The organism is Actinoplanes sp. SE50/110, from assembly GCF_900119315.1.
Classification (GTDB): Bacteria; Actinomycetota; Actinomycetes; order Mycobacteriales; family Micromonosporaceae; genus Actinoplanes.
In genome coordinates this window covers 7314897-7341038 of record NZ_LT827010.1, presented here as the reverse complement: position 1 = coordinate 7341038, position 26142 = coordinate 7314897, and the positions used below count along the sequence as shown (strand labels likewise).

Below are 26142 nucleotides of genomic sequence, written 5' to 3'. Positions count from 1 at the left end.
GAGTGCCGCCTCGTGACCGCACAGCCAGAGACCTTGTACGGGGCTGCTGACCTCACGCACCTGGAGGGGCTGGACGCTGTCCGGAAACGCCCAGGGATGTACATCGGGTCCACCGACAGCCGGGGGATCAACCACCTGGCCAACGAGATCATCGACAACTGCACCGACGAGGGCGTCGGCGGGCACGCCACCCGGATCGCCATCACGTTGCACACCGACGGGTCGGTCCAGGTCGACGACGACGGTCGGGGCATCCCGACCGACGTGCACGCCAAGAGCGGGCTGAGCGGCGTCGAGCTGGTGCTCACCCGGCTGCACGCCGGCGGCAAGTTCGGCGGCTCCGGCTACAAGGCGTCCGGCGGTCTGCACGGCGTCGGCGCCTCCGCGGTCAACGCGCTGTCACTGCGCTTCGACGTCACCGTCAAGCGGGACGGCAAGGTCCACGAGATCTCCTTCCAGCGCGGCGTGCCCGGCGTCTTCGACGGCCCGGGGCCGCAGGCGTCGTTCACCCCGCAGGCCGGTCTGCGGATCGCCCGCCGGATGAAACGCGGCGAGCCCACCGGCACCTCGATCCGGTACTGGTACGACGCGCGGTATTTCGAGACCGGCGCCCGACTCGACGTCGAAGCGGTCCGCACCAAGCTGCGCAACACCGCGTTCCTGGTCCCCGGCGTGCAGTATTCGCTGTTCGACGCGACCGCCGAGGAGCCGCACACCGAGACCTTCCACTACCCCAACGGCCTGGTCGACATGGTGGAGTTCATGACTCCGGCCGCCGACAAGCCGGTCTCCGGGATCCTGGTCGTCACCGGCGAGGGGACGTACAAGGAGAATGCCGCCGACGCCAACGGCGTCATGCAGTCGAACGTCGTGCGGCACGCTCAGGTCGAGATCGCCTTCCGCTGGGGTACGGGGTATGAGCGGTCCGTGGAGTGCTTCACCAACACGATCCGCAACGTGCACGGCGGCACCCACCGCAAAGGCTTCGAGCGGGCTCTGGTCCGTGCGCTGACCGAGGCCATCCGCAACGCACGTGGCCTGCTCAAGCCCAAGGAGGAGCCGCCCGTCCTGGACGACTTCCTGGAGGGCATGACCGCGGTCATCCACGTCCGGGTGCCGGAGCCGCAGTTCACCTCGCAGACCAAGGACGAGCTGTCCACGGCCGGCGTCACCCGGGTGATGCAGACCCTCGTCGAGTCGTACCTGAAGGAGTGGGTCGACGGCCGGCGCACCAAGACCGAGGCGCGCACCGTCCTGCAGAAGGTGGTCGACGCCGCCCGGGTCCGCCTCACCCAGAAACAGCAGAAGGACGCGGCCCGCCGCAAGACCGCCCTGGAGGGCGCGTCGATGCCGCCCAAGCTGGTCGACTGCCGGTCCACCGGGATCTCCCGCAGCGAGCTCTACATCGTCGAGGGGGACAGCGCGCTCGGCACCGCGCGGATGGCCCGTTCGTCGGAGTACCAGGCGCTCCTGCCGATCCGCGGCAAGATCCTCAACGTGCAGAAGGCGAGCCTGCAGCAGGTGCTGGACAACGCCGAGTGCTCGGCCATCGTCCAGGTGCTCGGCGCCGGCTCCGGGCGCACCTTCGACATCGGCGCGATGCGGTACGGCCGGGTCATGATCATGGCCGACGCCGACGTCGACGGCTCGCACATCCGGACGCTGCTGATCACCCTGTTCGCGAAGTACATGCGCCCGGTGATCGAGGAGGGCCGGCTGTTCGCCGCGATGCCGCCGCTGCACAAGGTGGTCACCAAGGGGCGCAACGGCGACACCGTCTACACGTACACCCAGCAGGAGATGGAGACGACCGTCGCGCGCATCGAGCGCTCCGGCAAGTCCGTGCAGAAACCGGTGCCCCGGTTCAAGGGCCTCGGCGAGATGGACGCGGACGAGCTGTGGGACACCACGATGAACCCGGCTTCCCGCACCGTCCGGCGGATCACGCTGGACGACGCCGAGCGGGCCGAGGCCACCCTCGAACTGCTCATGGGTGAGCGGGTCGAGCCCCGCAAGAACTGGCTGATCGACGCGGCGGGCCGCATCGATCAGGAGACGATCGACGCCTGAGAGGTCCTTGTCCATGGCACGCCGCAAGACCCCCGACAACCGCGTCGACCTGTCCGCTTTCGACCAGGCCGGCGCCCGGGTCATCGACAACCCGCTGACCACCGAGGTCGAGGACTCCTACCTGGAGTACGCGTATTCGGTGATCCACTCCAGGGCCCTCCCGGACGCCCGGGACGGCCTCAAGCCGGTGCACCGCCGCATCCTGTGGTCGATGTCCGAGCAGGGCCACCGCCCCGACCGCGGCTACGTGAAATCGGCCCGCGTCGTCGGCGACGTGATGGGTAAATACCATCCGCACGGCGACGTCGCGATCTACGACGCGCTGGTCCGCCTCGCCCAGGATTTCTCGCTCAACGTCCCGCTGATCGACGGGCACGGCAACTTCGGCTCGCCCGACGACGGCCCGGCCGCCGCCCGGTACACCGAGGCCCGCATGTCCCGTGAGGCGATGCTGCTGGTCGGCGAGCTGGGCGAGGGCACCGTCGACTTCAAGCCCACCTACGACGGCGACGACGTCGAACCCAAGGTGCTGCCCGCCGCCTTCCCCAACCTGCTGGTCAACGGCACGTCCGGGATCGCGGTCGGGATGGCGACCAACATGATCCCGCACAACCTGGGCGAGGTGGTCGCGGCCGCCCGGCACCTGATCACCCACCCGGACGCCGACCTCGACGAGCTGATGCGCTTCGTCCCCGGGCCCGACCTGCCCACCGGCGGCCAGCTGCTCGGCCTCGACGAGGTGCGCCGGGCGTACGAGACGGGCCGCGGCGTGGTCCGGATGCGCGCCCGGGCACAGACCGGCCCGCTGGAGGGCGGCCGGGGGCGTCAGGCCATCACGGTCACCGAACTGCCGTACGGCGTCGGTGCCGAAAAGATCATCGAGGCGATCACCGACGAGGTGAAGGGCAAACTGCTCACCTCCGGGCCGCGGCGCGGGCAGCGGCAGGCGGCCCGGTTGCAGGGCATCGCCGACGTCAAGGACCTCACCGACCGCGAGCACGGCACCCGCCTGGTGATCGAGTGCAAGGTCGGCGTCAACCCGCAGGCGCTGCTCGCCGACCTCTACCGGCTCACCCCGCTGGAGACCTCGTTCGGCATCAACAACCTGGTGCTCGTCGACGGGCAGCCGCGCACCCTGGGGCTCAAGGCCCTGCTGGAGGTGTTCGTCCAGCACCGGTACGACGTGGTCACCCGCCGCACCGAGTTCCGCCGCACCAAGCGGCTCGACCGGCTGCACCTGGTCGACGGCCTGCTCGTCGCGCTGATCGACATCGACCGGGTGGTCGCGATCATCCGGGGCAGCGACGACGCGGCCGCGGCCAAGGCGGCCCTGATGAGCGAGTTCAGCCTCAGCGACATCCAGGCGACCTACATCCTGGACACCCCGCTGCGGCGGCTCACCCGCTTCGACCGGATCGAGCTGGAGACCGAGCAGGAACGGCTGCGCGCCGAGATCGCCGAGCTCAGCCGGATCCTGGACAACGAGGACGTGCTCAAGCAGGTCGTCTCCGACGAACTGGCCGAGGTGACCGCCGAGTTCGGTCGCCCGCGCAACACCACGCTGATCGACGGCGACCTCAAGGAGGTGCTCGCCGCGTCCGCGCCGGCCGGCCCGCTCGAGGTCGCCGACGACCCGTGCCAGGTGATCCTCTCCGCCACCGGGCTGATCGCCCGCACCGCGGCGGAGAGCGAGGAGTCCGCCGAGGCCCGCAAACGCAGCGGCCGGGTCAAACACGACGCGGTCCGGGCGATCATCCACTCCACCGCCCGCGGCCGGATCCTGCTGATCACCAACCGGGGCCGCGCCTTCAAGACCGACGTGCTGCCGCTGCCGGTGCTCCCCGAACAGTCCGGCACGGTGTCGCTGCGCGGCGGCATGTCCGCGTCCGAGCTGGTCCCGCTGGAAAAGGGGGAGACGGTCGTCGGCCTGGCGCCGCTGACCACCGGCGGCGACTCCCCGGGCCTGGCGATGGGCACCCGGCACGGCGTCGTCAAGGTGTGCGCGCCGGAGTGGCCGGTCCGCTCCGATGAATTCGAGGTGATCACCCTCAAGGAGGGTGACGAGGTGCTCCAGGCGACCTGGCTGACCGACGGCTCCGAGTCCCTGGTGTTCATCACCTCCGATGCGAACCTGCTGCGGTTCCCGGCCAAACTGGTTCGCCCGCAGGGTGTGAAGGGCGGCGGCATGGCCGGCGTCAACCTGTCCGGCGAGGCCGCCGTGATCTCGTTCAACGCGGTCGCCACCGCCGACACGTCGCACGGCGAGCCGATGGTCGTCACTTCCACCGGCACCCAGGTCAAGGTCTCCCCGTTCGCCTCCTACCCGGCCAAGGGCCGGGCCACCGGCGGCGTCCGCGTCCAGCGCTTCCTCAAGGGCGAAACCGCCCTGACGGTCGCCTGGGTCGGTCCCCGCCCCGCCGGCTGCAGCACCACCGGCGACCCGGTCGAACTCCCCGAACCGGACGCCCGCCGCGACGGCTCCGGCGCCGCGGTTCTGATGGGCCCCCAGCTCATCGGCCACCACATCGAACGCGACTGACCGCAAGCGCTCACCGAACCGCCCGCCGGCCTCCCCCGGCGGGCGGTTCGCGTTCCGCCCCCCGGTGGCGGCCGTTGCTCCACCGCGCCGGTGCCTTCGGCGCGACGCTGCGGCGCATCAGGGTGTGGTGATGAAGGCAGGCGCGGTGCCCGTCCTGGTCCGCCGATGCCGCGCGACCCGGGCATCGGCTTCGATGGTGTCGAGGTCGTCGGGCTGGAGGTCGCTGGTGGGGGCCGGGGTGACCAGCAGGGCACAGCCCAGCCGGGGGATTTCCTCGTGGGCTGCGGCCGGGGGTGGTGATCGGCGGTGGCATGCGTCGGTCACCAGGTGGGGCGGATGCGCCCGGGGGTGGTGATCGGCGGTGGCATGCGTCGGTCACCAGGTGGGGCGGATGCGGCCGGGGGTGGTGAGCTGGGCGAGGGCCGAGCGGACGGTGGCGAGGTGGGCCGGGCCCAGCGTGTCGGCCCAGGGTTGGAGGGCCTCGGTGGCGGCCTCGTCGGCCGCTCGGGTGCAGGCCCAGCCGCGGGGGGTGAGGGTAAGGAGGCGGGCGCGGGCGTCCCGAGGGTGGGGGTGGCGCTCGACGTAGCCCTTGCGGACCAGTTCGTCGGCCATCTGGCTGGCGGCCTGCTTGGTGACGCCCAGGTGCTCGGCCAGCTCGATGACGGTGGCGCCGTCCGGAGCCAGGCGGACGAAGGCGAAGCCGTGCGCCGGGCGCAGGTCCGTGAAGCCGCGGGCGCGGACTCCCTCGTTGATGCTGTCGACCAGGGTGGTGGCCGCGCCGAGCAGCAGCACCGGCAGGTCCAGGAGATCACGTCGCACGGAACGAGTTTGACATGGCGGTCAAGTTGCTTGACTATTTGGTCAAGCAGGTTGACTAATTTTCAGGGGAGGAACGTCATGGGAATCCATCGCCGGGATGAAGGCGTGGAACATCGTCTGCACGGCTCGGTCTTCCGGTCCTACGTGTCGCCGGGCAGTGGGAGCGCGGAGCTCTGCGCCTGGCGGCTGCAGATCGCCGGGGGCACGGCCGGGGCGCGGCACCGGGTGGATCGCGAGGAGGTGTTCCTGGTGCTGGCCGGGCGGCTTCAGGTCTTTCTGGACGGCGTGGTCGAGGAGATCGGGGCCGGAGACGTGCTGCGGGTGCCGGTGGGCGTGGAGTTCGGCGTCGACAACGTGGGTGCCGAGACCGCCGAGGCCTGGGTCACCACGAGCGTGGGGCTGAAGGCCACGATGGCGGACGGCTCGGTGATCAGCCCGCCCTGGGTCCGCTGAGGGCGGTGGCCGCCCGGCTCGGACGGTGGCCGCCCGGCACGGGCGACCACCGTTAGGAGCCGAGCCGGCCGGGAAGCGGGCCGCGGCTGGAGTGCGGCCCGTGGGAGCCGGCCGGGAAGCGGGCGCGGCTGGCGTGCCGTCCGCGGAAGCCGGCCGGGGGAGTCAGGGGCGCAGGGCCTGGATGGTGGTGAGCTCGGCGGGGGTGAGCGGGCCCGCGGCCTCGGCGGCCAGGCATTCGGCCAGTTCGGTGCGGTTCTTGACGCCGAGGATCACCGTGGACACGCCCGGGACGGTCAGGGCGTAGCGGTGGGCCAGGGCGGCCGGGGTCGCGCCCCATTCCGCGGCCAGCTTGCGGAACGGTTCGGCGGCGGCGAAGTCTGACGCGACCGGGGAGGCGGACGGCACCGTACGGTCAAGGGAGGAGGTCAATGCGCCGGCCGCGACCGCGCGGATGGCCATGACCTCGACCCCGTTGTCGTTCGCGGAGCGGACGATGGCGTCGCTGCGGGGTGCGACGCCGGGAAAGTACCAGTCGGCGTTGAGGTCGAGGGCGTTGACGACGACCTGGGCGACGTCCGGGCGCGGGGTGTCGCCGAGTACGGTGATCACCTGGTCGGGGTGGCCCACCGCGGTGATGCCCCAGGCCCGGATCAGACCTTCGTCACGGAGCCGGAGGAACTCGCCGGCGGCCTCGAGATAGCCGTCCCGGCCGATCGTGCCCGGCGCGGGAACGGCGGTCCGCAGCTGGGTGTGCAGGAAGAAGACGTCCAGGTGGTCGCGGCCGATCCGCCGCAGGCTGTCGGTCAGGCTGCGGCGGATCCGGGCGGCGAAGTCCCGTTCGGTGTCGTCCGGCAGACCCACCTTGGAGGTGACCAGGACGTCCGGGTGGGAGCTGGAGCGGATGGCCTCGCCGGCCACCCGCTCGGCTTCGAAGTCGGCGCCGTAGGACGGTGCCACGTCCAGCATGGTGATGCCGGCGTCGAGGGCGGCGTGCACGGTGGCCACCGCCTCGCGCCGATCGGTCGGCCCCCAGACGGCGCCGATACCGCCGCCGCCGAGGGTGAGCGCGCTGATCTGGCCGAGACGCCCGAAGTCGCGTAGTTCCATGAAACCGACGCTAAGACCTGGAGCGCACTCCAGATCAAGCGCGCAACGAAGGAATCAAGCGCCGCAACGGAGGAACCAGGCGCCGCAACGGAGGAACGAGGCGCCGCAACGGAGGTACCAGGCGCGTGGCGAAGGGATCAGGCGCCCGGCGAAGGAAGCGCGCGCCGGAAAGGAATCAGGCGCGCGGCGACCGGATCACTTGCTCGGCGGCGGCACCTCGCACTTGATCTTCGGGTTGACGCCCAGCCAGTTGAGCGGGCCGGCGATGACGGTGACGATGACGGTGCCGGCTTTCGCGCAGCTCGCGTCGCCGGTGTCCTTGAAATAGTTCCGCTCGAACGCCGCGACCAGGCCGAGCAGTAGCCAGATGACGATGATGACCGCGCCTGCACGCATGTGAGAGCCTCCTAGACCGCAGGGATGCGCGCCAGATACCCGGAACCGTTCGATCTCTAAACGGGACGGCGGGCCTGCAGGGTGTACGTGTGCGGCAGCCGCTCGGGTCGTTCGGTCAGCTGCCACTCGCCGCCGTCGAGCCGACGCATCCGGCGGGGCAGCGCATTCCACGGCACGCTGCGGTGTTCGACCAGTCCGGTCAGGGTGAGCCCGGCGTCGAGGACCGCGCTGACGATCTCGCCGAGCCCGTGGTTCCACTCGTGCGTCACGGTGTGCACGAACCGGTGGTCGGTGGCGACGTAGGTGCCCGGTTCGTCGTACACCAGGGGCTCGGTCTGTTCGAAGTACGGTTCGACGATGGCGAGCACGTCGTCCTCGCGGTCGTAGTCGAGGGTCCACAGCATCGGGTGGCCCTCGCGCAGGAACAGCCGCCCGCCGGGCACCAGCAAGGAGGCCACAGTGGACGCCCAGCGTCGGATGTCGGGCAGCCAGCCGAGCGCGCCGATCCCGGTGTAGACGAGGTCGAACCCGCCGCCGAGCGCGTCCCGCGCCGAGTACACGTCGCTCTGCACGTAGTCGATGTCCGCGTGCGCCGCGGTGGCCAGGGCGCGGGCGTGCCGCAGCGATTCGCCGGAGAAGTCGAGACCGGTCATCCGGGCGCCGCGACGGGACAGCGAGAGCGTGTCGGTGCCGATGTGGCACTGCAGGTGCACGCCCCGCTGCCCGGTGATGTCGCCGAGCAGCGGGAGGTCGAAGCGCACCACGTCACTCAGGTGCGCCGGGTCGCGGACGAGGTCGGCGACCCGGTAGTCGGGCGACTCGGCGTGCGGGGTGGCCCGCTCGTCCCAGTTCGCCCGGTTGATCGTCAGATAGTCGGTCACGCGCCGGAGCGTATGCGGTCCCGGAACCACAGCGCACTCTGTTTCGGCGTCCGCCGCTGGGTCGCGTAGTCGACCGCGACCAGGCCGAAGCGCCGCTGATAGCCTTCCGCCCACTCGAAGTTGTCCAGCAGGGACCAGGCGAAATAGCCGCGTACGTCGGCACCGCGCGCCCGCGCCGCGAGGGTGGCCGCGATGTGCGACTCCAGATACGCCGTCCGTTCCTGATCAGCGACGAATCCGTCCGGGCCGGGCACGTCGTCGTAGACCGCGCCGTTCTCGGTGACCGCCAGCGCCAGCCCGTATTCGTGGTGCAGGCGCAGCAGCAGCGTGGTGAACCGGTCCGGGGTGACCGCCCAGCCCATCGCGGTCTTCGGCACGTCCGGGGTGATCTCCCGGACGATCGGGTGGCCGTCCGCGTCGTGCGTGTTGCCGTCCTCGTCGCGGCCGGCGAAGTCCTGTCCGAAGTAGTAGTTGACGCCGAGCACGTCCGGTTTCCGGCCGATGATCCGCAGGTCGCCGTCGCGGATCGGCAGGGTGTGCCCGCGCGCCGCGAGGTCGGCCAGCAGATCGTCCGGGTAGCGGCCGAAGACCAGCGGGTCCAGGAAGATCCGATTGGCGCCGGCGTCGGCGCGCCGGGCCGCCGCGACGTCGAGCGGGTCGTCCGAGGCGGGGGTGGCGGTGCCCAGGTTCAGCGCGATCCCGACCGTGTTGTCGGGTCTTTTCAGGACTTCGTACGCCAGGCCGTGCGCGAGCAACAGGTGGTGGGTGGCGTCCAGGGCGGCGCCGTAGTCGCGTCGCCCCGGGGCGTGCACGCCGTGCTGGTAGCCGAGGTAGGCCACGCACCACGGCTCGTTGATCGTCTGCCAGTCGCGGACCCGGTCGCCGAGGCGGTCGAGGACCAGACCGGCGAAATCGGCGAGGCGGTACGCCGTGTCCCGGTGCGGCCATCCACCGGCGTCCTCGAGCTCCTGCGGCAGGTCCCAGTGGTAGAGCGTGACCCACGGGTCGATGCCGTTCGCCAGCAGCTCGTCCACCAGCCGGTCGTAGAAGGACAGGCCGGCCTGGTTGGCCGGGCCGCGCCCGCCCGGCTGCACCCGCGGCCAGGAGATCGAGAAGCGGTAGGCGTCGACGCCGAGGCTTTTGATCAGCTGTACGTCGTCGGGCATCCGATGGTAGTGGTCGCAGGCGACGTCACCGTGCTCGCCGACGACCCGGTGGCTGAAGGTGTCCCAGATGGACGGTGTGCGGCCGTCCTCGGCGGCGGCGCCCTCGATCTGGTAGGCCGAGGTGGCCACGCCCCAGATGAATGTCACGAAATATCCCCCATAGTGAGAAGAAAAAGTGGCGGCCGGCCCCGACGGCAGGGGGCCGGCCGCCTGTCCCTAACCGACCGGCTGCTCGGTGGGGTGCAGCCAGCACGCCACCGATCGGGTCGATCCGTCGGCGGTGTCCGGCCGGCCGAGCACCGGGATGTTCCCGGCGCACGGGTCGAACGCCCGGGGGCAGCGGGGGTGGAACGAGCACCCGGTCGGCATCCCCTTCAGGTCCGGCGGCGAACCGGGAATCCCGGTCAGCTCCCGGCGCGGGCCGCGCAGCGCCGGGAACGAGCCGAGCAGGCCCTTCGAGTACGGGTGCAGCGAGTCTCGGTAGATCGCCGCCGCCGGCGCCTCCTCGACGATCCGGCCGCCGTACATGATCGCGATCCGGTTCGAGAACTCGACCAGCAGCGACAGGTCGTGGGTGATGAAGATGACCGAGAAGCCCAGCCGTTCCCGCAGCTCGATCAGCTGGCCGAGGATCTGCCGCTGCATCACCACGTCGAGCGCGGTGGTCGGCTCATCCATGATCACGACCTGTGGCTGCAGGATCAGCGCCATGCCGATCATGACGCGCTGCCGCATGCCGCCGGAGAGCTGATGCGGGTACGCATCCATCCGGTCCGCCGCGATCCCGACCAGCTTGAGCATCTCCCGGGCGCGGGCGTTGCGCTGCGTCTCGGTCATCTCCGGCCGGTGCGCCCGCAGCACGTCGGTGAGCTGGGTGGAGATCTTGTGCACCGGGTTCAGCGAGTTCATCGCGCCCTGGAACACGATCGCCGTCTCCGACCAGCGGAAGCCGCGCAGGTCCCGGTCGGAGAGGCCGAGCACGTCGAACGCCTCGCCCTGCTCGGGGTGGTAGATCACCTGACCGCCGGTGATCACGCCGGGCGGCGGCAGCAGCCGGGTCATCCCGTACGCCAGGGTGGACTTGCCCGAGCCGCTCTCGCCGGCCAGCCCGAGCACCTCACCGCGGTGCAGGGTCAGGTTGACGTCGCGCACCGCGCGGACGGCCTGGTCGCCCAGCCCGTACCCGACATTCAGGTTCTTGATCTCAAGCACCGGCTCGTTCACGGGGTGACCTCCGTCCGCACGACAGGCGTGGGGCTGGCGTGGGTGATCGGCTCCGGCGTGTGGCTGAGCACGGGGGTGAAACCGATGCGCATCCGAACCGTACGGCCGTCGATTGTCTTGATCTTGGTTTTGCCGGCGCTGCGCAGGCGGGGACTGACGAACTCGTCGATCCCGAAGTTGATCAGCGACAGCGAGGTGCCGAGCAGCGCGATCGCCAGACCGGCCGGGATGAACCACCACCAGGCCTGCTGGGCGAGCGCCTGCTGACCCTGCGCCCAGAACAGGATGGTGCCCCAGTTCCAGGTGCTGCTGGAGGTGACGCCGATGAAGGCCAGGGTGATCTCGGAGAGCACCGCGAAGATGACCGTGCCGACGAAGCCGGAGGCGATCACCGCGGTCAGGTTCGGCATCAGCTCGAAGACGATCACCCGCCAGGTCTTCTCACCGGTGGCCCGGGCCGCGTCGACGAAGTCCCGGCGGCGCAGCGACAGCGTCTGCGCGCGCAGCACCCGGGCGTTCCAGGACCACGAGGTCAGGCCGATGACCAGCGCGATCAGCCAGTCCTCGGCGTTGTTCAGGGTGGACGTGATGATGATGATCAGCGGCAGCGCCGGGATCACCAGGAACACGTTGGACAGCGCCGAGAGGCCCTCGTCGGTCTTGCCGCCCAGGTAACCGGCGGTCACCCCGATCAGCACCGACAGCACGGTGGCGATGATGCCGGCCAGGAAGCCGACGAACATCACGCTGCGGGTGCCCACCAGGAGCTGGCTGAAGACGTCCTGGCCGAGGTGCGTGGTGCCCAGCCAGTGCGCGCCGGACGGCGGCTTGACCAGGTCGTTGCTGCGGGCGTCCGGTGAGTACGGCGCGACCCACGGTCCGATGACCGCGAACAGCGCGTAGATCGCGATCACGACCAGGCCGGTGGCGGCCTTCTTGTTGCTGACGAAGCGGAACCGCTGACGCCTGGCCTTGGCCGGCCTGTCGGTCTCCGGCTGCGCCATCGAGCCCTGACCGGGAATGACCTGCTCGATGCTGGAGGTGGGGATCGTCACGGGTCAGCCCTCCTTGCGGGTGCGCGGGTCGAGGAGCAGGTACGCGACGTCCGCGAGCAGGTTCGCCACCAGCACCGAGATCGTGATGATCAGGAAGATGCCCTGCATCAGCGGGTAGTCCGAGGCGCCCAGCGCCTGGAAGAGCTCGAAGCCGACACCCGGGTAGGAGAAGACGATCTCCACGAGCAGCGTGCCGCCGACGATGAAGCCGAGCGACAGCGCGAACCCGGAGACGTTCGGCAGCAGCGCGTTGCGGGCCGCGTAGCTCAACGCCACCCGGCGGTCGGAGAGCCCCTTGGCGTGCGCCACGGTGATGTAGTCCTCACTGGACACCGTCACCATCATGTTGCGCATGCTCAGGATCCAGCCGCTGACCGAGGAGATCAGGATGGTCAGCGCCGGCAGCAGGCTGTGCCGCAGCGCACTCGGGATGAAGTACTGGTCGAACGCCGGCACCAGGCCGTTGTCGAAGCCGCCGGACGACGGGAAGAAGCTGTCCGGCCCGGTGAGCAGGTAGATCGCGATGATGCCGAGCCAGAAGTACGGCACCGAGGAGAGGAACGTGGTCACCGGCAGCAGGCCGTCCGCCCACGAGCCGCGCCGCCAGCCGGCCAGCACGCCCAGCCCGGTGCCGAGGAAGAAGCTGATCACCGTGGTGATGCCGACCAGCATCAGGGTCCACGGCAGGCTGGTCTTGATGATCTCGGAGACCGGGGTCGGGAAGAAGGCGAACGACAGGCCCAGGTCGCCGTGGAACAGCTGCACCCAGTAGTCGACGTACTGCGACCAGAGGCTCTTGGTCTTGTCCAGCCCGAAAAGGACGTACAGCGACTGGGTGGCCTGCGAGCTGATCTGGCCCTGATACCGGGCGATCAGCGCCTGCACCGGGTCGCCCGGGATCAGCCGCGGGATGAAGAAGTTCAGGGTGATCGCGGCCCACGCCGTGAAGAGGTAGAACGCGATGCGCTGGAGCAGGTATTTCACTTCGACACCTCGTCGCGGTCGTACAGCCAGCAGGCCGCCCAGTGGCCGGGCGCGTCGCCGATCTCCAGGGGCACCGGCAGGTCGGTGCGGCACCGCGGCATCGCGGCCGGGCAGCGCGGGTGGAACCGGCAGCCGGTCGGCGGGTGGATCAGGCTCGGCGGCTCACCGTTGCCGGCATCCTCGCCTTCGGCTTCGGAGATGCCGGTCAGCCGGTCCGGGTCCGGCGCGGAGTGGATCAGCAATTTGGTGTACGGGTGTGCCGGCGACTGGGTGACGGTCTCGCTGTCACCACCCTCGACCATCCGCCCGGCGTACATCACCATCGTCTCGTCGGCGAAGTAGCGGGCCGAGGCGATGTCGTGGGTGATGTACAGGATCGCCAGGTTGAGCCGGTCACGCAGGTCGCGCAGCAGGTTGAGGACACCGAGCCGGATCGACACGTCCAACATGGACACCGGCTCGTCGGCGAGCAGCGCCTCGGGCTGCGCGCCCAGCGCCCGGGCGATCGCCACGCGCTGCCGCTGACCGCCGGAGAGCTCGTGCGGGAACTTGTCCAGATACCGTTCCGGCGGGGTCAGCTGCACCCGCTCCAGCAGGTCGTGCAGCGCCTGGTCCAGATCCGTCGCGGTCCGGCCGGCGTTGCCGTGGATCTTCAGCGACCGGGTCAGGTGGTACCGGATGGTGTGCGTCGGGTTCAGCGACGCGAACGGGTCCTGGAAGATCATCTGGACCCGGGAGCAGTACCGGCGGAACGCCGACCCGCCCCTGACCTTCGTCGTCTCGCCGTGTAGCCGGATGTCGCCACCGGTGCGCGGGTAGAGCTGGGCGAGCAGCCGGGCGATGGTGGACTTGCCCGAGCCGGACTCGCCGACCAGGGCCACCACCTTCCCCCGGCGCAGCGTGAGGTTCACGTCATCGACGGCGTGCACCGCGTCCTTGCGGTTCGAGAACAGGTCGCGCAGCTTCCGGCGGACGGGGAAGTGCTTGGTCAGGCTGATCGCCTCAAGCACCACCTCGCCGGCCGGCGCTTTCGCGTCGGGGATCGACGTCATGCCGGTGTCCTTTTGAAGCAGCGAGCAGGGAAGACGGGCGCCCCGGGGATGAGCCGGGGCGCCCGTGTCAGACGATCAGGAGTTGGCGGGCTTGAGGTGCATGATCACGTCGAGCGCGCCGGACTGGGTGGGCTGCAGCGGGGCGTACTGGTCCGCCTCCGAGGGCCAGCCGACCCAGTTCTTGGTGCTGATCGCGCCGCCGACGTTGTCCGAGCCGATCGGCAGCATCGGGGCCTGCTCCACGAAGATCTTCTGGAGCGTCGCGAGCGCGGTGGTGCGGTCCGCGTCACTGGTCGCGTTGGCGTACGCCTTGAGCGCGGCGGTCGCCTCCGGGCTCTTGAACCGGCCGAAGTTGCCCTGCTGGGCCAGCTCGCCGATCGGCTTGAGCAGGTCGCCGTCCATCACCGTCTGGTAGATGTCGAACGGCGTCGAGCCACCGTTGGTCCAGCGCATGACGCCGCCGAAGTCACCCTTCTGCACGTTCTGGTCCCAGACGTTCTGGTTCGGCTTCTCGACCGTGGCGGCGATGCCGATCTCGGCCAGGTTGCCCTTGATGATCTCCAGCGTGGTCTGGTAGTCCGACCACGGCGCCGGGTCGCTGAGCTTGATGGTGACCGGCTTGCCGCTCTTGTCCTTCAGCGTGGTGCCGTCCAGCTTGTAGCCGGCCCCGGCGAGCAGCGTCTTGGCGCCTTCGACGTCGACCTTCAGGTCCTGGCCCTTGTACGCGTCGGTGATGAAAGCGTCACCGGCGCCGGACGGCAGGCCCGTGATGCTCTTCAGCTCCGGGTGGAAGTAGCCGGCCTCGGCCTGGTTGAAGATGTCGGCCCGGTTGATCACCATGTTCATCGCCTGGCGCAGCTTCGGGTCGTCGAACGGCGCCCTGGTGGTGTTGATGTAGAGGCCGTGGATGCCCAGCACGCCCGGCGCCCACACCTTGAAGTGCTGCGGGTCCTTGGCGACGAAGGTCTGCTGGTAGTTCGGGATGAACACGAAGCTCCACTCGGACTGGCCGGTGGCCAGCGCGGTGGTCTGCGCGTTGTTGTCGGTGTAGGACGTGTAGCGCAGCTCCTTGACGGCCGGCGGGCTCTGCCAGTAACCGCTCTCCCGACGCTCAAGAACGATGCCCTGCTGGCTGAACGTCTTGAGGGTGTACGGACCGGAGCCGACCGGTTCCTTGATCGGGTCCTTGGCCGGGTCCGCGATCTTCTCCCAGACGTGCTTCGGGACGATCGGGATCTGACTGATGATCTTGTGCCAGGTGGTGAACTGCGAGGTCTTGAAGGCGATCGTGACCTTGTTGCCGTTCGGGGTGATCTGGTCCAGCGGCAGCGCGAAGATGTTCAGCGCCTCGTTCGACTTGATCAGATTGAACGTGTACGCCACGTCCTCGGCGGTCAGCTTCTGCCCGTCCGACCAGGTGGCGTTGTCCCGGATGGTGACATCCAGCTGCTTGTAGTCCGGCGCCCACTTGATGTCGCTGGCCAGCCACGGCTTGGCGGGCTCGGCCGGCTTGACGTTGTTCCACATGCCGAGGGGCTCGTAGATGGTCCAGCGGTAGCCCAGCGAGGCGGCGGCCGAGGTGCCGAGGAACGGGTTGTTGCTCTCGGTCACGGTGCCGTTCGGCATGCCGATCGACAGGAAGTCGGCGCCCTTGCTGTTGCTGGCGTTCTTGTTGTTGTTCGGCGAGTCACCACAGGCGGCCACGCCGCCGGTGGCGAGCACGCCCGCCAGGGCGACCGCGAACAGCTTCCTTCTCTGCATCGGAGAATCTCCTCGGATTGGCGGAATTCGGGGTGAGAGGGGTGCCCGGAGGGCGTGCGCCATCGCGTGACCGGCGGATGCCGGCCCCGAGGTGCGCGGGGTCGCCCGGCCGGCCGGGGCCGGTCGAACGGGAGTGCTTCGTTATCGGTGGGCGCTAGGGCTTGGCTCTTGTCGAGGACCGGGCCACGAACGTCGCCGGGATCACCGTCGGCCGGTTCGGCAGCGCGGTGCCCTCGAAGTGGGCGAGCAGCGTGCGGGCCGCCGCCTCGCCCATCTCGCGCATCGGCTGATGCACGGTCGACAGTGGAGGCTGATGGTGGGCCGCCATCGGGATGTCGTCGAAGCCGACCACCGCGACGTCCTCCGGCACCCGCCGGCCGGCGTCCTGGATGGCCTGCACGGCGCCGAAGGCGGACAGGTCGTTGTGGCAGAAGACGGCGTCGAAGTCGAGTCCGGCGTCGAACGCCCGCTTGACCGCGTCGGCGCCGCAGGCCACCGTGAAGTCGCCGGTGACCACGCAGTGTTCCGGAATCGGGTGGCCGGCCTCGGCGTAGACCGTGGCGAAGCCGTCGGTGCGCTGCACGGTGCACCCGAACCGGGACGGGCCGGTGATCAGCAGCGGCTTGTGGCGCCCGATCTCCAGCAGGTGCCGGGCCGCGTCGGCCGCCCCGCTGTGGTTGGTGGTGCCGACGGTCGGGATCTGGCCGCCGGAGATCTGGTCACGGTCGTCGATCAGCACCATCGGCAGGCCGCGGCTGTGCAGGGTGGCGAGATAGCTCAGGGTGCCCTCCGGCTCGATCGCCAGCAGGCCGTCGAACGACTTGGCGGCGACCTGGGCGGCGAACTGCCGCATCGACTCGTCGCCGCGGTTGAAGGTGAACAGCAGCAGGCCGTACTCCTCGGACTCCAGCACGTCGACCGCGCCCTGCAGCACCTCACCCATCCAGGGCCAGGTCAGCGAGGGCACCAGCATGCCGATCACCCGGGTGCGTCCGCGAGCCAGGTTGACCGCGCGGGCGCTGGGGACGTAGCCGAGCTCCTCGATCACCGCACGGACCCGCGCGGCGGTCGACTCGTCCAGCTCACCCTTGCCGTTGAGAACCCGGGACACGGTCGTCTTGCTGACCTTCGCCCGGGCCGCCACGTCGGCGATGGTGATCGGCACAAGTTCCTCCGAGGTTGGTAACCAGCGTGTTGCACCGGGGTTCGGAACCGGTTTCGGTACCGGTTTCGGAGTCAACCGCAGTGAGGGCTGTCACGTCAATGTGCCGGGGGATCAAATTAGGTTTCGTTCCGGTAACCAGGGCGCTTCGGGTTCGTTCAGCGAGGCAACAATCGGTACGTTTCGGTCTCCGCGGCCAGGTTCGGCAGCACCACGCCGAGCGGCGCGTCGATCACCAGATCCGCGTACGGCTCGCCGCGGGTCACCCCCCGGTTCACGATCGCCACCCGCACCCCCTGCTTCACCGCGCGCAGCACGAACCGGCGCCCCGACATCACGGTCAGCGAAGAACCCAGCACCAGCAGCGTGCGGGCGCCGGCGACCAGCTCGAACGCCCGGGACACCCGTTCCGGCGGCACCGTCTCGCCGAAATAGACCACGTCCGGCTTCAGCAGGCCACCACACGCCAGGCAGTCGACCGGGGTGAACCCGTCCAGCGCGGCGTCGTCCAGCTCGGCGTCGCCGTCCGCGTTCACCGCCGAGGCGACCACGGCGAAATTCGGGTTCGCCGCCGACAACCGGGCCGCCAGCTCGGTCCGCGGGGTCAGCGCGCCGCAGGCCAGGCAGGTGATCCGGGCCAGATTGCCGTGCAACTCCACCACGTCCCGGGCGCCGGCCGCCTGATGCAGGCCGTCCACGTTCTGCGTGATCACCCCGTGCAGCAGGCCGCGCTCCTGCCAGCGGGCCACCGCCCGATGACCGTCGTTCGGCCGAGCCAGACCGATCGTGTGCCAGCCCAGATGACTGCGCGCCCAGTACCGCCGGCGGGCCAGCGGATCGCCGGTGAACGTCTGATAGGTCATCGGGGTGTTGCGCCGGGCCGAGCCGGACGGGCCCCGGTAATCCGGGATGCCGGAGTCGGTGGACAGGCCCGCCCCGCTCAGCACCACCACGCCACCGTCGCCGAGCCAGCCGTCGAGCCGGGCCACCTGCTCCACCAAACCGAGGTCCATGACACCCATCGTCCCTCGTCGGGATGACCGGATGTGACCTCCATCCGGTGGCCGTGACCGAAACGACCGGTGCGCGTTGCCGGTCACCCCGGTAGGTTGATCAGTGTGACCGCTGTGGCGCGTGGGGCCGACCGTTCGTGGGACGGTCGCCGCCTGCTGCGGTTCCTCACCAGCCTGGCGGTTCTCGCCCTGGCGGTGACGCTGCGCCTGCCGTTCGGCGGCCCGGTCGCCGGGCCTGTCGGCGGGTTTTCGGCCGCGCCTTCCGTCGGGTCTTCCGTCGGGTCTTCGGCCGCGCCTACCGCGGGGTCCTCCGCCGCACCGGCGGCGTCAGCCGCCACCTCGGACGCGGCTCCGGCGGCGGTGCCGCCGGCGGCACCGGTTGCCGCCGCGGGGGCGGCCCCGGCCGTCGTCCCGCCCACCGGCACCCTCCCGGCCGGGGTCGTCCCGGCCACCGGCGACTCCCGGGCACCCCCGACCCGCTGACCGATTCTCATCGTTCGGCCCGTCGATCCCTTTTGCCCGTGGGGGTGTTCCGTGGATTCCGCCTTCCTGAATTCCGTCCCGCAAGCCGTCGCGATCTGGCTGATCATCGTGTTGCTGCTCGCCGTCGCCGCGGCCACCGTCTCGGTGCCCCGCGTGCTCACCGAGCCCGCTCCGGACGTCACCGACCGCGAGCGGTACGCCGGCGAGGTGGCCATCGCGGCCGGCCGCGCCCGGGCGACCGCCGACCGGCGCCGTGCCGACTGGCAGGCCGCCCAGCAGGCCGTCGACGACGCCTGGGCGGCGTACGAGAAAGCCGACCGGGTCGCCCGGCGGATCGCCGCGGCCGGGGTGTACCCGCTGCTCGACCGCCGCCGCAAACCCGGCGAGAACGTCGACCGGGAACGCTTCCTGCACCGCGCGGCCAGCGAGCTCTGCCGCAGCCAGGACCTCTCCATCGACCAGCTCAACGACGTCTTCGCGCACCGCGGCTGGAACCCGCGGCTGCATCCGGTCCAGCAGGAATGGGTGCTGGCCCAGGCGGTCCGGGCCAACCGGCTGACCGGCTACCGGGAGGCGGTCGAGCGGGAACGCGCCGCCTGGCGGTCCGCCGACGCCGCCGCCGAGGCGCTGCGCGGGCTGCGCGCCGAGGCGATGGCCGCTCCGCTGCTGGTCGACGTGCCGGAACCGGCCGACCAGCAGTGGTGGACCGAGCAGTGGACGACCGCCGATCTGCCGGCGAGCGCCGCACCGGCCTAACTGGACCGGGCCGCAGCCGCCCGGCCCGGCCCGGGTCCGGCCGACCCCGGCCGGACCCGGCTCACATTGGCGAGCGGCTTGTCGTACCCGCCCGGTAACGTTTGGCGCGGCGGGTGGCAGGCGGGACGGCGAGGAGGAGATGGTGGCGGCGACACCGGCGGAGACGTCCGCGGCCGTGGCGCGGATGCACCGGGCGGCCCTGGTCGAGGACGCCGTGCACGAGATCATCGAGCGCGGCCTGCGCAACCGTGGGTGGAAGCCGTACATCACGGCCTACACCGGTTACGGCGCGCCCGGCTGGGCCCGGGTGATGGCCCGGGTGCTGCTCTCCCGGCCCCGCCTGGTCCGGCGGAAACGGGAGAAGGTGCGCGGCTGGCGCAGCTTCACCACCACCCCGGTCAGCGGCGCCACGGTGCGCATCGAGGTGGGCGGCAGCGTCACCGAGACCCGCACCGACCGCAGCGGCTACATCGACTGCCGGGTCAAGGGCGACCTCGCGCCCGGCTGGGCCAGCGTCCGCATCCACTGCGAGGGCGGGGCCCCGGTCGACGCGCCGATCCGGGTGATCGACCCGGCCGTGAAGTTCGGCCTGGTCTCCGACATCGACGACACGGTGATGGTCACCGCCCTGCCCCGGCCGCTGCTCGCCGCATGGAACACGTTCGTCCTCGACGAGCACGCGCGGATGGCGGTGCCCGGCATGGCGGTGCTCTACGAGCGGCTGATCAACGCCAACCCGGGCGCCCCGGTGATCTACCTCTCCACCGGGGCGTGGAACGTCGCGCCCACGCTGACCCGGTTCCTGAGCCGGCACCTCTACCCCGCGGGTCCGATTCTGCTCACCGACTGGGGGCCCACGGCCGACCGCTGGTTCCGCAGCGGTCAGGAGCACAAGCGCACCACGCTGCGCCGCCTCGCCGACGAGTTCCCCGGCGTCAGATGGCTGCTGGTCGGCGACGACGGTCAGCACGACCAGGAGATCTACTCCGAGTTCGCCCGCGAGCACCCGGACAACGTGGCGGCCGTCGCCATCCGGCGGCTGTCACCGACCCAGGCGGTGCTGGCCGGCGCGGTGCCCGGGCCGACCGAGACCCCGGAGGCGGTGCCGTCCGGGGGCAAGACGTGGTTCGCCGCCCCGGACGGCGCCGGCCTCTGGTCCCTGCTCCGCGACACGGACCTGACCAAGTGACCGGCGCCGCGCCGTCCGCGCCCCGCCGGACCCCGTCGTCCCGGCCGCTGGGTGGCTATTCCGCCTCGGCGGGCGGGGTGGACACCTCGGCCACCCGGCTGTGCAGCCGGCTCCGAATCTCGTCCGGGGTGTACGCGCGTCGTTGGCGCTCCGCCCGGGCGATCACCACCCCGGTCGCCGCGACTCCCGCCAGCCCCGCCAGTCCCGCTACCTTCCACCAACGCATCTGCTGAGAATAGACACGTGGTTGCCGACATCAGCCTCGACGAGGCCATTGAACTGACCCGCACGGGCGACATCTGGATCTTCCGGGGCCGGTCCGGGCCCGACCGTGCCATTCAGACCCTCACCAACAGCCCGGTGAACCATGTCGGGATGTCCCTGGTGATCGAGGACATGCCGCCACTGATGTGGCACGCCGAGCTCGGCAGGAGCCTGCCCGACATGTGGTCCGGCACCTTCCAACGCGGCGTCCAGCTGCACGACCTGCGCGACGCGGTCACCGTCTGGGCCCGCCGCTACGGCCAGCGGGGCTGGCTGCGCCAGCTGGAGCCGGGCGTCACCCGCGCCATGGAGGACAAAGCCCTCAAAACGGTCGCGCGCCTGGACGGCACCCCGTTTCCGTCCACCTCCCAGCTCGCCTGGCGCTGGGTCCGCGGCCGGGTCCCGCAGATCCAGCCGCCGTGGAAACCGGCGAAGACCGACGCCACCCTGGAGCGCGCCTACTGCGCCGAGGTGGTCGCGGTCACCTACGAGGACATGGGTCTGCTGCCCCGCAACCACAAGGCCAACTGGTACGACCCGGGCCGCTTCTGGTCCGGGGACGAGCTCGAACTCACCGCGGGCTACCTGCTGGGCGACGAGATCTCCGTTCGGGTCCCCGACGCCTGACCGCCTCGCGCCGTTCGGCTCGCGCTGGCCGCCTCGCACCCTTCGGCTCCGCGCTGACCGCCTCATGCGGCCAGGCTCCGCGCTGACCCGGCTCCGCGCCGACCTGCCCCGCGCCGCACGACTCTGCGCCGCCCGGCCTTGCGCCGTACGCCGCACCGCGCCGTTCGGCCTCACGCCGTGCGGCGCGGGCGACGACGACGCTCGGCCTGGCGGGTTCTGCCTGCGCCGCGCGGCCCGGTGTCGTCGTGCATGCTGTCGGGCCGCGCGGGGCCGGGTGGCGGCTCGCCGGTTTCGCGTCGGCGACGGCAGCGTGCGGATTTCGCTGTTCCGTCGGGGCCTGCCGCGGTAGGCCGGCGGAGCGCTCCATCCACACGCTTCGGTGTGCTTCGATCCGTCAACTGTGCTGGTGAAATGGCCGGTCACTATTTTTTCGTGTGATTCGCGCCACGTATTTGAGATGATCTCATGCAATTGCCGGTCGGCTCCGGAGTGGCCCGAATGGCGCGACGAACTGGCGCGGTTGCGGCCGGAGCTGTGGCCGTTCGACTCATCCATGGCGGTTCCGGAACGGTTCCGGAACGCTGTCGAAGCATTGACTCGACGTTTACGGGTCTGAAAGACTCGGAGTGCAACGGGGTCAGGGCGGCCTATCGTGTTCCGCCGGTGACGATCGCGCCGATGGTGATCCGCTTATCGCGAAAACGAATTCCTGGACATTGTCTGTGTGGACCGAGTCCTCGATCGGGCTGTCCGCAATCTATCGTCGCCGACTTGGCAGCAAATGCAATACCGTTGCCTCGCGGGCGGCGGGCGTGCGGTCATTTCAGGCAAGCCCATGAGGCGCGTATTGCCCGTTGTTCCTGGTAGGCGGGTTATTCCTAACGCAGGGCGCTAGACGAGTTCCGGAACCACATTGATGTTGAACCATGGGATTTGTGGCTGAAATGCTCGGTCCGGGCCGCAGTCAAAGGCTCATGGCAAGGAATGGTCGATCGCTTGACGCGGTCCAACCGGAAGGGTTCAGGAAAATGATGAAGACCGTACGGGGACGGGCGACCCGCGTGGCCGCTGCCGCTGTTGTGGCTACCGCGGCGCTGGCCGCGCCGCAGCTCAGCAGCCCGGCATCGGCGGCGGGTTGCAGCGGCACCTTCATTCTCTACACGGGGTTCAACTACACGGGCAATTCGCAGTACTACAGCACTCCGGTCAACAACCTGACGCTGAACCGGAATGTCGCGTCGATCCGCAACTACTCGCCGTGCACCCTCACGCTGAAGACGGACAACGGCACCTACCGGGTCGTCGGCAACGGCGGAATCTCGGCCCTCGGCCGCTACGTTTACACCATCACCAACTGACCGATTAAGGAAATGTGGCCCACCGAACGAGATGGGCCACATTCCTGTGCGCCGTGGCTTGTCGGCGTGGCCGGGGTCCGACGCCGGTCGCTGCCGCCCGGCGTTTCGCCGGGCCGCGGCTCGGCCGCATGGTGAGTCACCGAGAGCCGCGGCGTCCCGCTGCACCCGGTGAGCTGGGTGCGCCGCGCTACCAATGCACACCGCCCGCCGGGAAGCCCGGCGGGCGGTCAGGTGGGCGCGGGCGGGGTGGTCGGCGGCCGTCGATGGGGCGGCCGGCCGGCGGAGATTCGGTGGGCGCGGGCGGGGTGGTCGGCGGCCGTCGATGGGGCGGCCGGCCGGCGCAGACTCGGTGAGCGCCGGTGGGGTGGTCAGCGCCCGCCGGGAAATATCCGGCGGGCGCTCGATGAGCCCCTTGTTGCGTGCTCAGCGGCCGCCGCGGCGGCCTGTGCTGCGGGCCGAGAAGGCCGCGGCGCCGCCGCCCGAGGCGGGGCGGGGCTGCGGCGTACCGGCGCGGTTGGTCCTGGACTGGCTGGACCGCGGTGTGCCGGAGGTGGAGGCGTTGCGGGGGGCCGGCGAAGCCGCCCGCGCGGTCCCTGATGCGGAGCGCTGCGCGCCACCGGCCGCGTCCGCGCCGCCGCGCCGGCGCCGGCCGCCCGTGTCACCGGATGCCTGACCGCTTCCGGCCGCACGTCCGGACGCCGGAGCAGCGGTGCGGTCGGCACCGGAACCCGCGGCGGTGTTCGCGCGGCCACGTCCGTTGGCAGCCCCGCGGGCCGAACCGGCGGATTCGCCGCGGCCCGCGCCGGCCGTGCCGGACCGGGCGGCGGATGCGGTGCCCGACCCGGCGGCGGAAGCGTTACCGGTGGCGGCGGGTCGGCGACCCCCGCGGCGGCGGCCGGAACGGCCGGTGCCGGCCGGTGCCGCACCGTCGAGATCCACGTCCGGGACGGCGGCGCCGGGCTGGTGCTGGCCCGGGGTGACGAAGGTGCGTTCTCCCGGGGCCAGCTCGGACAGCAGTGCGTCGCCGGGGCGGGCACGGCGGGTCAGCGGACGGATGCCGGCCTTGCGGGTCAGGTCGCGGACGTCGGCCTGCTGGTCGTCGGTCATCAGGGTGATGACCGTGCCGCGGGCGCCGGCCCGGGCGGTGCGGCCGGACCGGTGCAGGTACGCCTTGTGCTCGACCGGCGGGTCGGCGTGGATGACCAGGGCGACGTCGTCGACGTGGATGCCACGGGCGGCGATGTCGGTGGCGACCAGGGTGGGCGCGGAGCCCTCGGAGAACGCCGACAGGTTGCGGTTGCGGGCGTTCTGCGCCAGGTTGCCGTGCAGCTCGACGGCCGGGACGCCGGCCGAGATCAGCTGGCGGGTGAGCACCTTGGCCCGGCGCTTCGTCCGGGTGAAGACGACCGAGCGGCCGGGCGCGGCCAGCAGGTCGACCAGCACGCCGAACCGGTCGTCGGGCTGGACGTGCAGGACGTGGTGGTCCATCTCGACCGGGGCCTGCGCGGCCGCGTCGACGTGGTGCGTGACCGGTTTTCGCATGAACTGCTTGACCAGCACGTCGATGCCGTTGTCCAGGGTCGCCGAGAACAGCAGCCGCTGGCCGCCGGCCGGGGTCTGGCCGAGCAGCCGCCGAACGACCGGCAGGAAGCCCAGGTCGGCCATGTGGTCGGCCTCGTCCAGCACGGTGATCTCGACGGCGTCGAGCGAGGCGTGCCCGTTACGGATGTGGTCGTCGAGGCGGCCCGGGCAGGCGACCAGCACGTCGACACCCTTGCGCAGGGCGGCGATCTGCGGGTTCGCCCCGACCCCGCCGAAGACGGTCAGGGTGCGCAGACCCATCGCGTCGGCCAGCGGGCGCAGGGTGGCCTCGATCTGGGTGGCCAGCTCCCGGGTGGGCGCCAGGATCAGCGCGCGGGGGCGGCCCGGCCTCGGGCGTGTCGGGGCGGCCGCCAGGCGGGCGACGACCGGCAGCACGAAGGCATACGTCTTGCCCGATCCGGTGCGGCCGCGGCCGAGCAGGTCGCGCCCGGCGAGTGAGTCGGGCAGCGTGGCCGCCTGGATCGGGAACGGTGTGGTGATGCCGAGCTCGGCGAGGGCGCCGGTCAGAACGGCGGGGACGCCTAGCTCGATGAACGATGTCATTAAGTGGGTAACTCTCCGTAGGTCAGCTGGAGATCAATCCTACTGGTCACCGACGGCAACCTTCCTGCACCCGGTATCGAACCAGGCCGCACTCAGCCTCGCAGATCTTTTTCCTCAGCGCCGGACGCCCCCACTCCGGCCGGTACTGAGGAGACCCCTGATGAACGGTGAGGCACCTGCCGTCGATCGGCGTCGCGAGGACATCGTGCGGGCGAACATGCCCCTCGTCGGCCACCTGGTCCGCGAGATGCTGGCCCGGGTCCCCGCCCACGTCAACCGTGATGACCTGCTGTCCGCGGGCTACGCCGCCCTGGTCGCCGCCGCCCGCGGGTTCGACCCGGAGCGGGGTGTGCCGTTCCCGCGGTTCGCCGCGGCCCGGGTGCGCGGCGCCCTGCTGGACGAGTTGCGCGGGCTGGACTGGGCGAGCCGTTCGGTGCGCCAGCGGGCCCGGCGGGCCGATGCGGCCCGGGAGGAGCTGACCGCCGAACTCGGCCGCATCCCCACCCCGCAGGAGCTGGCCGAACGGCTGGGCTGCACGGTCGAGGACATCGAGCACGGCAACGACGACGTGCACCGGGCGACGGTGTTCAGCCTGCAGGGCTTCGCCACCGCGACCGCCGACGACCTGGTGACCGAACGCACTCCCGGGCCGGAGGAGATGCTGATCCTGCGCGAGCGGCTCGGCTACCTGCGGCACGCGGTGGACGCCCTGCCGGACCGCCTGCGGGTGGTGGTCCAGGGCTACTTCTTCGACGAGCGGCCGATGTCCGACATCGCCGCCGATCTGGGAGTCAGCGAGTCCCGGGTGTCGCAGTTGCGGGCCGAGGCCCTGGTGCTGCTCCGGGACGGGCTGAACACCCACCTCGATCCGGCGATCGCCGCGCAGACCCCGCCGAAGGAGGGCTGTGTGGCCCGGCGGCGGGCGGCGTACTACGACCGGATCGCCAGCCGCGGCACGCTGCGCAGCCGCCTCGCGATGACCGGCCCGGACGGCCTGCCGGTCCCGGCAGCCGCCTGACAGACCCGAACGGTGGGATGGGCCCGTCGCGGTTCGCGGCGGGCCCAAAAACCTTACTGGTTGTTGGCGCAGGTGCCGGCCTTCTTCTGGGCGGCGATCGCCTTGGCCGCGCCCATCTTGTACAGCGCCAGCCCCTCCGCGGCCGGCTCCAGCCGCCACCCGTTGCCCTCGTAGACCATGGTGTACGACTGCGCCGCCACCAGCTGCTTCGCGATCACGATCGCCTTGTCCACGCCCTCCATCCGCGCGCTGGTCAGGGTGATCGCCAGCCCCTTGCGGGAACAGGCCTGGTTGAGCTTGACGTAGTCGTCCTTGCTGATCGCCTGCTTGCCGGCGCTGGTGTACATCTCCCAGGCGCCGGCGAAGTCGCCACCGCTGAACCGGTCGAACACGGTCTGCGCGGCGGCCTTCGCCCCGTCGAGGGTTTTCGGCTCGGGGCCACCGGCGGCGGCCGCGGCGGCGTTGCCGGCCGGGGCGTCATCGCCGCCGGAGCAGGCGGAGGTGACGCCGAGGGTGGCGACGGCGGCCAGGGCGAGGACAGTGATGCGACGGTACGGGGTGTTGAAGTCCATGCCCCGGTTAAAGGCGCCACGCGGTCCCGCGTAACGGCTCCCGGCGTG

The 26142-nt window shown here is 70.8% G+C and carries 25 protein-coding genes; 9 read left to right on the top strand and 16 right to left on the bottom strand.

What is annotated here, in order from left to right; all coding sequences use genetic code 11:
• Positions 1 to 12 precede the first annotated feature (12 nt).
• Positions 13 to 2070, top strand: coding sequence for a type IIA DNA topoisomerase subunit B (locus tag ACSP50_RS32860; protein ID WP_014693632.1), 2058 nt, complete (start codon positions 13 to 15; stop codon positions 2068 to 2070).
• A gap of 13 nt (positions 2071 to 2083) precedes the next feature.
• Positions 2084 to 4609, top strand: a complete 2526-nt coding sequence (locus tag ACSP50_RS32855; RefSeq protein WP_014693631.1) for a DNA topoisomerase (ATP-hydrolyzing) subunit A — start codon at positions 2084 to 2086, stop codon at positions 4607 to 4609.
• Positions 4610 to 4726: 117 nt separating this feature from the next.
• Here the strand turns inward: ACSP50_RS32855 and ACSP50_RS42720 are convergent, their stop codons facing one another.
• Positions 4727 to 4933 carry a hypothetical protein gene (locus tag ACSP50_RS42720; RefSeq protein ID WP_155123701.1) on the bottom strand — a complete coding sequence of 69 codons (207 nt, stop codon included), beginning with the start codon at positions 4931 to 4933 and terminating at the stop codon, positions 4727 to 4729.
• 51 nt (positions 4934 to 4984) lie between these two features.
• On the bottom strand, positions 4985 to 5428 hold the full coding sequence (locus ACSP50_RS44905; protein ID WP_043512646.1) for a MarR family winged helix-turn-helix transcriptional regulator: 444 nt from the start codon (positions 5426 to 5428) through the stop codon (positions 4985 to 4987).
• Positions 5429 to 5533: 105 nt separating this feature from the next.
• Here ACSP50_RS44905 and ACSP50_RS32845 point away from each other — a divergent pair, with 105 nt between their 5' ends.
• Positions 5534 to 5881, top strand: a complete 348-nt coding sequence (locus ACSP50_RS32845) for a cupin domain-containing protein (RefSeq protein WP_197688103.1) — start codon at positions 5534 to 5536, stop codon at positions 5879 to 5881.
• Positions 5882 to 6043: 162 nt separating this feature from the next.
• On the opposite strand, the gene ACSP50_RS32840 is transcribed toward ACSP50_RS32845, so the two are convergent.
• The 11 genes from ACSP50_RS32840 to ACSP50_RS32790 all read right to left on the bottom strand — a co-directional run bounded on the left by ACSP50_RS32840 (position 6044) and on the right by ACSP50_RS32790 (position 17691).
• Positions 6044 to 6988 (bottom strand): aldo/keto reductase, encoded by a 945-nt coding sequence (locus tag ACSP50_RS32840; RefSeq protein WP_014693628.1) that lies wholly within the window; start codon positions 6986 to 6988, stop codon positions 6044 to 6046.
• A 195-nt stretch (positions 6989 to 7183) separates the two neighbouring features.
• Positions 7184 to 7384: a hypothetical protein gene (locus tag ACSP50_RS32835; RefSeq protein ID WP_014693627.1), complete on the bottom strand. Its 201-nt coding sequence runs from the start codon at positions 7382 to 7384 to the stop codon at positions 7184 to 7186.
• A 56-nt stretch (positions 7385 to 7440) separates the two neighbouring features.
• Complete coding sequence (locus ACSP50_RS32830; RefSeq protein ID WP_014693626.1) at positions 7441 to 8265, bottom strand: bifunctional 2-polyprenyl-6-hydroxyphenol methylase/3-demethylubiquinol 3-O-methyltransferase UbiG; 825 nt, start codon at positions 8263 to 8265, stop codon at positions 7441 to 7443.
• A complete protein-coding gene (locus ACSP50_RS32825; protein ID WP_014693625.1) occupies positions 8262 to 9578 on the bottom strand; it encodes a GH1 family beta-glucosidase in 1317 nt (438 codons plus the stop codon). The genes ACSP50_RS32830 and ACSP50_RS32825 overlap by 4 nt, the downstream gene beginning before the upstream one ends.
• Positions 9579 to 9647: 69 nt before the next feature.
• Entirely contained in the window at positions 9648 to 10655 is a 1008-nt protein-coding gene (locus ACSP50_RS32820; protein ID WP_014693624.1) for an ABC transporter ATP-binding protein, read from the bottom strand.
• Positions 10652 to 11710: an ABC transporter permease gene (locus ACSP50_RS32815; RefSeq protein WP_014693623.1), complete on the bottom strand. Its 1059-nt coding sequence runs from the start codon at positions 11708 to 11710 to the stop codon at positions 10652 to 10654. Before ACSP50_RS32815 ends, ACSP50_RS32820 begins: the two co-directional genes overlap by 4 nt.
• 3 nt (positions 11711 to 11713) lie before the next feature.
• Positions 11714 to 12694 carry an ABC transporter permease gene (locus tag ACSP50_RS32810; protein WP_014693622.1) on the bottom strand — a complete coding sequence of 327 codons (981 nt, stop codon included), beginning with the start codon at positions 12692 to 12694 and terminating at the stop codon, positions 11714 to 11716.
• On the bottom strand, positions 12691 to 13746 hold the full coding sequence (locus ACSP50_RS32805) for an ABC transporter ATP-binding protein (protein WP_014693621.1): 1056 nt from the start codon (positions 13744 to 13746) through the stop codon (positions 12691 to 12693). The genes ACSP50_RS32810 and ACSP50_RS32805 overlap by 4 nt, the downstream gene beginning before the upstream one ends.
• A gap of 75 nt (positions 13747 to 13821) precedes the next feature.
• Positions 13822 to 15507, bottom strand: a complete 1686-nt coding sequence (locus tag ACSP50_RS32800; protein ID WP_014693620.1) for an ABC transporter substrate-binding protein — start codon at positions 15505 to 15507, stop codon at positions 13822 to 13824.
• A gap of 154 nt (positions 15508 to 15661) precedes the next feature.
• Entirely contained in the window at positions 15662 to 16672 is a 1011-nt protein-coding gene (locus tag ACSP50_RS32795) for a LacI family DNA-binding transcriptional regulator (protein ID WP_014693619.1), read from the bottom strand.
• A 155-nt stretch (positions 16673 to 16827) separates the two neighbouring features.
• A complete protein-coding gene (locus ACSP50_RS32790) occupies positions 16828 to 17691 on the bottom strand; it encodes an NAD-dependent protein deacetylase (RefSeq protein WP_014693618.1) in 864 nt (287 codons plus the stop codon).
• Positions 17692 to 17787: 96 nt separating this feature from the next.
• Between ACSP50_RS32790 and ACSP50_RS32785 the strand changes: the two genes are divergently transcribed.
• The 3 genes from ACSP50_RS32785 to ACSP50_RS32775 all read left to right on the top strand — a co-directional run bounded on the left by ACSP50_RS32785 (position 17788) and on the right by ACSP50_RS32775 (position 20110).
• Positions 17788 to 18165 carry a hypothetical protein gene (locus ACSP50_RS32785; RefSeq protein WP_043512643.1) on the top strand — a complete coding sequence of 126 codons (378 nt, stop codon included), beginning with the start codon at positions 17788 to 17790 and terminating at the stop codon, positions 18163 to 18165.
• Positions 18166 to 18216: 51 nt separating this feature from the next.
• Positions 18217 to 18921, top strand: coding sequence for a hypothetical protein (locus ACSP50_RS32780; RefSeq protein ID WP_014693617.1), 705 nt, complete (start codon positions 18217 to 18219; stop codon positions 18919 to 18921).
• 139 nt (positions 18922 to 19060) lie between these two features.
• Entirely contained in the window at positions 19061 to 20110 is a 1050-nt protein-coding gene (locus ACSP50_RS32775) for an App1 family protein (RefSeq protein WP_014693616.1), read from the top strand.
• A gap of 55 nt (positions 20111 to 20165) precedes the next feature.
• On the opposite strand, the gene ACSP50_RS43225 is transcribed toward ACSP50_RS32775, so the two are convergent.
• Positions 20166 to 20336, bottom strand: coding sequence for a hypothetical protein (locus tag ACSP50_RS43225; RefSeq protein WP_014693615.1), 171 nt, complete (start codon positions 20334 to 20336; stop codon positions 20166 to 20168).
• Positions 20337 to 20353: 17 nt separating this feature from the next.
• On the opposite strand from ACSP50_RS43225, the gene ACSP50_RS32770 reads away from it, so the two are divergent.
• Entirely contained in the window at positions 20354 to 21001 is a 648-nt protein-coding gene (locus ACSP50_RS32770) for a hypothetical protein (protein WP_014693614.1), read from the top strand.
• 1028 nt (positions 21002 to 22029) lie between these two features.
• Positions 22030 to 22359, top strand: coding sequence for a hypothetical protein (locus ACSP50_RS32765; protein ID WP_155123700.1), 330 nt, complete (start codon positions 22030 to 22032; stop codon positions 22357 to 22359).
• A gap of 423 nt (positions 22360 to 22782) precedes the next feature.
• On the opposite strand, the gene ACSP50_RS32760 is transcribed toward ACSP50_RS32765, so the two are convergent.
• Positions 22783 to 24504, bottom strand: coding sequence for a DEAD/DEAH box helicase (locus ACSP50_RS32760; RefSeq protein ID WP_080128107.1), 1722 nt, complete (start codon positions 24502 to 24504; stop codon positions 22783 to 22785).
• A gap of 160 nt (positions 24505 to 24664) precedes the next feature.
• Here ACSP50_RS32760 and ACSP50_RS32755 point away from each other — a divergent pair, with 160 nt between their 5' ends.
• Positions 24665 to 25522, top strand: coding sequence for a sigma-70 family RNA polymerase sigma factor (locus ACSP50_RS32755; protein WP_014693611.1), 858 nt, complete (start codon positions 24665 to 24667; stop codon positions 25520 to 25522).
• A 53-nt stretch (positions 25523 to 25575) separates the two neighbouring features.
• Here ACSP50_RS32755 and ACSP50_RS32750 read toward each other — a convergent pair whose 3' ends face one another.
• The gene (locus ACSP50_RS32750) at positions 25576 to 26094 is read right to left on the bottom strand and encodes a hypothetical protein (RefSeq protein ID WP_014693610.1); all 519 of its coding nucleotides are present in this window, start codon (positions 26092 to 26094) and stop codon (positions 25576 to 25578) included.
• Positions 26095 to 26142: the final 48 nt, after the last annotated feature.